At 51.9% G+C, this 8,572-nt stretch carries 9 protein-coding genes; all 9 read left to right on the top strand.

The window, feature by feature from the left end; translation table 11 throughout:
- Positions 1-439, top strand: a 439-nt coding sequence (locus tag GS12_RS16420) for an EF-Tu C-terminal domain-related protein (protein WP_034948890.1), incomplete at its 5' end; no start/stop codon positions are given.
- A 229-nt stretch (positions 440-668) separates the two neighbouring features.
- Positions 669-1,052: a preprotein translocase subunit SecE gene (gene secE / locus GS12_RS16415; RefSeq protein WP_034911341.1), complete on the top strand. Its 384-nt coding sequence runs from the start codon at positions 669-671 to the stop codon at positions 1,050-1,052.
- Position 1,053: 1 nt separating this feature from the next.
- Positions 1,054-1,599 (top strand): transcription termination/antitermination protein NusG, encoded by a 546-nt coding sequence (gene nusG / locus GS12_RS16410; RefSeq protein WP_012439920.1) that lies wholly within the window; start codon positions 1,054-1,056, stop codon positions 1,597-1,599.
- Positions 1,600-1,792: 193 nt separating this feature from the next.
- A complete protein-coding gene (gene rplK, locus GS12_RS16405; protein WP_034918722.1) occupies positions 1,793-2,221 on the top strand; it encodes a 50S ribosomal protein L11 in 429 nt (142 codons plus the stop codon).
- A 3-nt stretch (positions 2,222-2,224) separates the two neighbouring features.
- Positions 2,225-2,929, top strand: a complete 705-nt coding sequence (gene rplA, locus GS12_RS16400) for a 50S ribosomal protein L1 (protein WP_034911346.1) — start codon at positions 2,225-2,227, stop codon at positions 2,927-2,929.
- Positions 2,930-3,265: 336 nt separating this feature from the next.
- On the top strand, positions 3,266-3,769 hold the full coding sequence (gene rplJ / locus GS12_RS16395; protein WP_034911347.1) for a 50S ribosomal protein L10: 504 nt from the start codon (positions 3,266-3,268) through the stop codon (positions 3,767-3,769).
- Positions 3,770-3,841: 72 nt separating this feature from the next.
- Positions 3,842-4,207, top strand: coding sequence for a 50S ribosomal protein L7/L12 (gene rplL, locus GS12_RS16390; protein WP_024966036.1), 366 nt, complete (start codon positions 3,842-3,844; stop codon positions 4,205-4,207).
- Positions 4,208-4,257: 50 nt separating this feature from the next.
- A complete protein-coding gene (locus tag GS12_RS24650; RefSeq protein ID WP_156103012.1) occupies positions 4,258-4,410 on the top strand; it encodes a hypothetical protein in 153 nt (50 codons plus the stop codon).
- A gap of 119 nt (positions 4,411-4,529) precedes the next feature.
- On the top strand, positions 4,530-8,558 hold the full coding sequence (rpoB, locus tag GS12_RS16385; protein ID WP_034911351.1) for a DNA-directed RNA polymerase subunit beta: 4,029 nt from the start codon (positions 4,530-4,532) through the stop codon (positions 8,556-8,558).
- Positions 8,559-8,572 lie beyond the last annotated feature (14 nt).

Genomic DNA, 8,572 nt, shown 5'->3' with positions numbered 1-8,572 from the left:
AGACACCGTGAAATCGACCTGTACCGGCGTTGAAATGTTCCGCAAACTGCTGGACGAAGGCCGTGCAGGTGAGAACTGTGGTATTCTGCTGCGCGGTATCAAGCGTGAAGATATCCAGCGTGGACAGGTTCTGGCCAAGCCAGGCTCAATCAAGCCACACACCAAATTTGAGTCAGAAGTTTACATTCTGTCCAAAGACGAAGGCGGCCGTCATACGCCGTTCTTCAAAGGCTACCGTCCACAGTTCTACTTCCGTACCACCGACGTGACCGGAACGATCGAACTGCCGGAAGGCGTTGAGATGGTAATGCCGGGCGACAACATCAAAATGGTTGTTACCCTGATCCACCCAATCGCAATGGACGACGGTCTGCGTTTCGCAATCCGCGAAGGCGGCCGTACCGTTGGTGCAGGCGTTGTTGCTAAAGTTATGGCGTAATCGCGATAACATTTGACGCACCGCACATGAAAAGGGCATCATTTGATGCCCTTTTTACACGCTGTAATATAGAACCTGGCTCATCAGTGATTTTCAACCATAATCATTGCTGAGACAGGCTCTGTTATACGGCGCAATATGCCGAGTTTCGCCTGACAGCATCCTTCGGTTCGGTTGCCTCCTTATCAGGGGGCAAAATAGTTTCTGATTTATTGTGGCAGGTTGGTTTATGAGTGCTAATACCGAAGCTCAAGGGAGCGGGCGCGGCCTGGAAGCGATAAAGTGGTTAGTCGTCGCGCTGCTTCTTATCGTGGCTATTGCTGGTAACTACTATTATCGTGAAGTCACCCTACCGTTACGCGCGCTGGTTGTCGTTATTCTGATTGCTGCCGCTGGCGGCATTGCGTTGCTGACGACAAAAGGTAAGGCAACGCTGGCTTTTGCTCGCGAAGCGCGCACCGAAGTCCGCAAGGTCATTTGGCCGACCCGTCAGGAAACGTTGCATACCACGTTAATCGTTGCCGCGGTTACCGCCGTGATGTCGCTGATTCTGTGGGGACTGGATGGCATTCTGGTCCGTCTTGTATCGTTTATCACTGGCCTGAGGTTCTGAGATGTCTGAAGCTCCAAAAAAGCGCTGGTACGTCGTTCAGGCGTTTTCCGGTTTTGAAGGCCGCGTAGCACAATCGCTGCGCGAGCACATCAAGTTACATAACATGGAAGAACTGTTTGGCGATGTCATGGTTCCCACTGAAGAAGTGGTCGAGATCCGTGGCGGTCAGCGTCGTAAGAGCGAGCGCAAGTTCTTTCCGGGCTATGTACTGGTTCAAATGGTCATGAACGACGCGAGCTGGCACTTAGTGCGCAGCGTACCGCGCGTCATGGGATTCATTGGCGGCACCTCCGATCGACCTGCACCGATCAGCGATAAAGAAGTGGATGCGATCATGAACCGCCTACAGCAGGTTGGCGACAAACCGCGTCCGAAAACGCTGTTCGAACCGGGCGAAATGGTACGCGTTAATGATGGCCCGTTTGCTGACTTTAATGGCGTGGTCGAGGAAGTGGACTACGAGAAGAGCCGTTTGAAAGTTTCCGTTTCTATTTTTGGACGAGCAACACCTGTTGAGCTGGACTTCGGACAGGTAGAAAAAGGCTAATCCACTCTGCAAGCCACCATTCAGCATGGCGGACGTTATCCGGCAGATAAGTCGGAGAGTAAATAGAGTTGCCTGAGGCGCGAAATTGCAATACAATTTCGCGCCTTTTGTTTTTTATGCGCTGTTAAAGCGCGTGAATATTAATCACGGGGAGCCTCATTTCGAGGCGCTTGAACCCAATAGAGGAAATACCATGGCTAAGAAAGTACAAGCCTACGTCAAGCTGCAGGTTTCGGCAGGTATGGCGAACCCAAGTCCACCAGTTGGTCCGGCTCTGGGTCAGCAAGGCGTTAACATCATGGAATTCTGTAAAGCGTTTAACGCCAAAACAGATTCTCTGGAAAAAGGTCTGCCGATTCCGGTCGTCATCACTGTTTATTCTGACCGTTCTTTCACCTTCGTTACCAAAACGCCTCCGGCAGCCGTACTGCTGAAGAAAGCGGCAGGTATCAAATCTGGTTCGGGCAAACCGAACAAAGAGAAAGTAGGGAAAGTGTCACGTGCTCAGGTACGTGAAATCGCAGAAACTAAAGCTGCGGACATGACTGGTGCTGACGTTGAAGCGATGACTCGCTCAATCGAAGGTACTGCTCGTTCCATGGGCCTGGTGGTAGAGGATTAAGAAATGGCTAAGCTGACCAAGCGCATGCGCGTGATCCGTGACAAAGTTGATTCAACTAAACAGTATGACATCAACGAAGCTGTTGCTCTGCTGAAGGAACTGGCAACGGCCAAGTTCGTAGAAAGCGTTGACGTAGCGGTAAACCTGGGCATTGATGCTCGTAAATCTGACCAGAACGTGCGCGGTGCAACCGTACTGCCACACGGTACTGGCCGTTCAGTACGCGTTGCCGTATTTACCCAGGGCGCTAACGCCGAAGCGGCAAAAGCAGCCGGCGCTGAACTGGTAGGTATGGAAGATCTGGCTGACCAGATCAAAAAAGGCGAAATGAACTTTGACGTTGTTATCGCATCACCTGATGCAATGCGCGTTGTTGGCCAGCTGGGCCAGGTTCTGGGTCCACGCGGTCTGATGCCAAACCCGAAAGTGGGTACCGTAACGCCAAACGTTGCTGAAGCGGTGAAAAACGCTAAAGCAGGTCAGGTTCGTTATCGTAACGACAAAAACGGTATCATCCATACCACTATTGGTAAGGTTGATTTCGACGCAGATAAACTTAAAGAAAACCTGGAATCCCTGCTGGTTGCGCTGAAAAAAGCAAAACCTGCCCAGGCGAAAGGCGTTTTCGTTAAGAAAGTTAGCATCTCCACTACGATGGGCGCAGGTGTTGCTGTTGATCAGGCTGGCCTGAACACCGCGACTAACTAATCTGCTTTACGCGGGCGAAAGATTCAACTAGACTCTTACGCCCGTTGTTCTGTTATACGCAGAACCCGATTTTCAGAGCATTTGAACGGCGTTAGCCGTTTAAGTGATCGCTGGTTGGAGCCTGGCCTTATCCAGGCCTCCGTCCAAGACCGCAGGTGCAGCGCCTTACGGCAATGCTTAATTCCCTGCGTAGACGGTGACAGAACCTGAAGAATATTTTTATAGTCTTTGCTGGATTCTGCTCACCGTGTTTCGCGCCTGCCTTCTTTATCGTTGGTCAGGTGAAGTGAGTTCCGGAGAAATTCATCTCCGGCCAAAATCCAGGAGCAAAAGCTAATGGCTTTAAATCTTCAAGACAAACAAGCGATTGTTGCTGAAGTCAGCGAAGTAGCCAAAGGCGCGCTGTCTGCGGTAGTTGCGGATTCTCGCGGCGTGACCGTAGACAAAATGACTGAACTGCGTAAAGCAGGTCGTGAAGCTGGCGTTTACATGCGTGTTGTTCGTAACACCCTGCTGCGCCGCGTCGTTGAAGGAACTCAGTTTGAAGTTCTGAAAGACACGTTTGTCGGTCCAACCCTGATTGCATACTCTATGGAACACCCGGGCGCTGCTGCTCGTCTGTTCAAAGAGTTCGCGAAAGCGAATGCAAAATTTGAGGTTAAAGCGGCGGCCTTTGAAGGTGAGTTAATCAGTGCGGCTCAGATCGATCGCCTGGCAACTCTGCCTACTTACGATGAAGCAATCGCACGCCTGATGGCAACCATGAAAGAAGCCGCTGCCGGCAAACTGGTTCGCACTCTGGCTGCTGTCCGCGATCAGAAAGAGTCTGAAGCTGCTTAAGCTTAAATCTTTCTTTTCTCGTTCACTTGCTTACGTATACATAAACTACTCTGAATTTCAGGAACATTTTAAATGTCAATTACTAAAGAACAAATCATCGAAGGCGTTGCTGCCCTGTCTGTAATGGAAATCGTTGAACTGATCTCCGCTATGGAAGAAAAATTCGGCGTTTCTGCTGCTGCTGCCGTTGCAGGCCCAGCTGCTGCCGCTGAAGCTGTTGAAGAAAAAACCGAGTTCGACGTTGTACTGAAAGCTATCGGCGCTAACAAAGTTGCCGTGATCAAAGCAGTACGTGGCGCTACCGGTCTTGGCCTGAAAGAAGCTAAAGATCTGGTTGAGTCTGCACCTGCTGCCCTGAAAGAAGGCATCAGCAAAGACGACGCAGAAGCTCTGAAGAAAGCACTGGAAGAAGCTGGCGCAGAAGTTGAAGTTAAATAAGCCAACCTTTCAGGTTGCAGCCTGATTTAAGGCTGATGGCTGGTGGCTCTATGGTCACCAGCCTTTTTGCGCTCTACAGCATTAATGGGGTTTCACACTATTTAGCCATTAACCTGCTGCTTAATATCTTTTTCTATCGACGACTTAATATACTGCTCTCCTGCCTGATTTCTCATCAGCGCAACGGCAATGAAATGATTTAAGAGTGATAGAAAGAGGTATTACGGAAGGCATTCTGCCTCTCCGGCCACAAAATAGTGTCGCACAAACTGTCCCCCCGGACGGACAGAAAGGTTCTACTTTTCAGCGAGCTGAGGAACCCATGGTTTACTCCTATACCGAGAAAAAACGCATTCGTAAGGATTTTGGAAAACGTCCACAGGTTCTGGACATTCCTTATCTCCTTTCTATCCAGCTTGACTCGTTCCAGAAGTTCATCGAGCAAGATCCTGAAGGACAATATGGTCTGGAAGCAGCTTTCCGTTCCGTATTTCCGATCCAAAGCTACAGCGGTAACTCTGAGCTGCAATACGTCAGCTATCGCTTAGGCGAGCCGGTGTTTGATGTGAAAGAGTGTCAGATTCGTGGCGTCACGTTCTCTGCGCCTCTGCGCGTCAAGCTGCGGTTGGTGATCTACGAGCGCGAAGCGCCGGAAGGCACCGTTAAAGATATTAAAGAACAAGAAGTTTACATGGGCGAAATCCCGCTCATGACCGATAACGGTACCTTTGTGATCAACGGTACGGAAAGGGTTATCGTTTCTCAGCTCCATCGTAGTCCCGGCGTATTTTTCGACAGTGATAAGGGTAAAACGCACTCTTCCGGTAAAGTGCTGTATAACGCACGTATTATCCCTTACCGCGGTTCCTGGCTTGACTTTGAATTCGATCCGAAAGACAACCTGTTCGTTCGTATCGACCGTCGCCGCAAACTGCCTGCGTCGATCATTCTGCGTGCGCTGAACTACACCTCTGAGCAGATCCTTGACCTGTTCTTTGAAAAAGTCGTGTATGAAATTCGCGACAACAAGCTCCAGATGGAGCTGGTGCCTGAGCGCCTGCGTGGTGAAACTGCCTCATTTGATATCGAAGCCAACGGCACGGTATACGTTGAGAAAGGCCGCCGCATTACCGCACGTCATATTCGCCAGTTGGAAAAAGATAGCGTTGCGCATATCGAAGTACCGGTTGAATACATTGCGGGCAAAGTGGTTGGTAAAGATTATATCGACGAAAGCACCGGCGAACTGATCATCGGCGCGAACATGGAACTGTCGCTGGATCTGCTGGCTAAACTGAGCCAGGCCGGTCACAAGCGTATAGAAACGCTGTTCACCAACGATCTGGATCACGGCCCATACATCTCTGAAACCTTACGCGTCGATCCGACTACCGATCGTCTGAGCGCGCTGGTTGAGATCTATCGCATGATGCGCCCTGGCGAACCGCCAACGCGCGAAGCGGCTGAAAACCTGTTCGAAAACCTGTTCTTCTCCGAAGACCGCTATGACCTGTCAGCGGTAGGCCGGATGAAGTTCAACCGCTCTCTGCTGCGTGATGAGATCGAAGGCTCCGGTATCCTGAGCAAAGACGACATCATCGACGTGATGAGAAAGCTTATCGGTATTCGTAACGGCATTGGTGAAGTGGATGATATCGACCACCTCGGCAACCGTCGTATCCGTTCCGTCGGCGAAATGGCGGAGAACCAGTTCCGCGTCGGTCTGGTGCGCGTTGAGCGTGCGGTTAAAGAGCGTCTGTCGCTCGGCGATCTCGACACGCTGATGCCGCAGGACATGATCAATGCCAAGCCGATCTCCGCTGCGGTAAAAGAGTTCTTCGGTTCCAGCCAGCTGTCACAGTTTATGGACCAGAACAACCCGCTGTCTGAGATCACGCACAAACGTCGTATCTCGGCCCTTGGCCCGGGCGGTCTGACGCGTGAGCGCGCAGGCTTTGAAGTTCGAGACGTGCATCCGACCCACTACGGTCGCGTATGCCCAATCGAAACGCCGGAAGGTCCAAACATCGGTCTGATTAACTCGTTGTCTGTTTATGCGCAGACCAACGAGTATGGTTTCCTTGAAACGCCATACCGTCGCGTTCGCGAAGGCGTGGTGACCGACGAAATCCATTACCTTTCTGCTATTGAAGAAGGTAACTACGTTATTGCTCAGGCGAACACCAACCTCGATGACGAAGGCCATTTCGTTGACGATCTGGTGACCTGCCGTAGCAAAGGCGAATCAAGTCTGTTCAGTCGCGATCAGGTTGACTACATGGACGTTTCCACCCAGCAGGTGGTTTCCGTCGGTGCGTCGCTGATCCCGTTCCTGGAGCACGATGACGCCAACCGCGCCTTGATGGGTGCAAACATGCAACGTCAGGCGGTGCCTACCCTGCGTGCTGATAAGCCGCTGGTCGGTACCGGTATGGAGCGCGCGGTAGCGGTTGACTCCGGCGTGACCGCCGTAGCAAAACGCGGCGGCACCGTACAGTACGTCGATGCATCGCGTATCGTTATTAAAGTTAACGAAGACGAAATGTATGCAGGCGAAGCTGGTATTGATATCTACAACCTGACCAAATACACCCGTTCTAACCAGAACACCTGTATTAATCAGATGCCATGCGTCAACCTGGGCGAACCGATCGAGCGCGGCGACGTGCTGGCTGACGGTCCGTCCACGGATCTGGGCGAGCTGGCGCTGGGTCAGAACATGCGCGTGGCGTTCATGCCGTGGAACGGCTACAACTTCGAAGACTCCATTTTAGTCTCCGAGCGCGTGGTTCAGGAAGATCGCTTCACCACCATCCACATTCAGGAACTGGCCTGTGTCTCCCGCGATACCAAGCTGGGGCCGGAAGAGATCACCGCCGACATCCCTAATGTGGGTGAAGCTGCGCTCTCTAAACTGGATGAGTCAGGCATCGTTTACATCGGCGCGGAAGTGACCGGCGGCGACATTCTGGTTGGTAAGGTGACGCCGAAAGGTGAAACCCAGCTGACGCCGGAAGAGAAACTGTTGCGTGCGATCTTTGGCGAGAAAGCGTCTGACGTTAAAGACTCTTCTCTGCGCGTACCAAACGGCGTGTCCGGTACGGTTATCGACGTGCAGGTCTTTACCCGCGATGGCGTGGAAAAAGACAAACGCGCGCTGGAAATCGAAGAAATGCAGCTGAAGCAGGCGAAGAAAGACCTGTCTGAAGAATTGCAGATCCTCGAAGCGGGCCTGTTCAGCCGTATTCAGTACCTACTGGTTGCCGGCGGTGTGGAAGCGGAAAAACTGGACAAGCTGCCTCGCGAGCGCTGGCTGGAACTTGGTCTGACCGACGAAGAGAAGCAAAACCAGCTTGAACAGCTGGCCGAGCAGTACGACGAACTGAAGCACGAGTTTGAGAAAAAACTCGAAGCGAAACGCCGCAAAATCACGCAGGGCGACGATTTGGCGCCGGGCGTGCTGAAAATCGTTAAGGTTTATCTGGCCGTTAAACGTCAGATCCAGCCGGGCGATAAAATGGCAGGTCGTCACGGGAACAAAGGTGTTATCTCCAAGATCAACCCGATCGAAGATATGCCATACGATGAGCACGGCACGCCGGTTGACATCGTACTGAACCCGCTGGGCGTACCGTCACGTATGAACATTGGACAGATTCTTGAAACCCATCTGGGTATGGCTGCGAAAGGCATCGGTGAGAAAATCAACGCGATGCTTAAGAAGCAGGAAGAAGTGTCTAAGCTGCGTGAGTTCATTCAGCGCGCTTACGATCTGGGCACCGACGTGCGTCAGAAAGTTGACCTGAACACTTTCAGCGATGACGAAGTACTGCGTCTGGCCGAGAACCTGAAAAAAGGTATGCCAATTGCCACGCCGGTGTTTGACGGTGCGAAAGAGAGCGAAATCAAAGAGCTGTTACAGCTCGGCGGTCTGCCTTCTTCCGGCCAGATCACGCTGTTTGATGGCCGTACCGGCGAGCAGTTTGAGCGTCAGGTTACCGTTGGCTACATGTACATGCTGAAACTGAACCACCTGGTTGATGACAAAATGCATGCGCGTTCTACCGGTTCTTACAGCCTTGTTACTCAGCAGCCGCTGGGTGGTAAAGCGCAGTTCGGTGGACAGCGCTTCGGTGAGATGGAAGTGTGGGCGCTGGAAGCATACGGCGCCGCGTATACCCTGCAAGAAATGCTGACCGTGAAGTCTGATGACGTGAACGGCCGTACCAAGATGTATAAAAACATCGTTGACGGCAACCATCAGATGGAACCAGGCATGCCGGAATCCTTCAACGTGCTGTTGAAAGAGATCCGCTCGCTGGGTATCAACATCGAGCTGGAAGACGAGTAAGCACTCGAATTTGT

It is taken from the genome of Erwinia oleae (assembly GCF_000770305.1).
GTDB classification, from domain to species: Bacteria; Pseudomonadota; Gammaproteobacteria; order Enterobacterales; family Enterobacteriaceae; genus Erwinia; species Erwinia oleae.
This window is presented reverse-complemented; position numbering and strand designations above follow the sequence as displayed.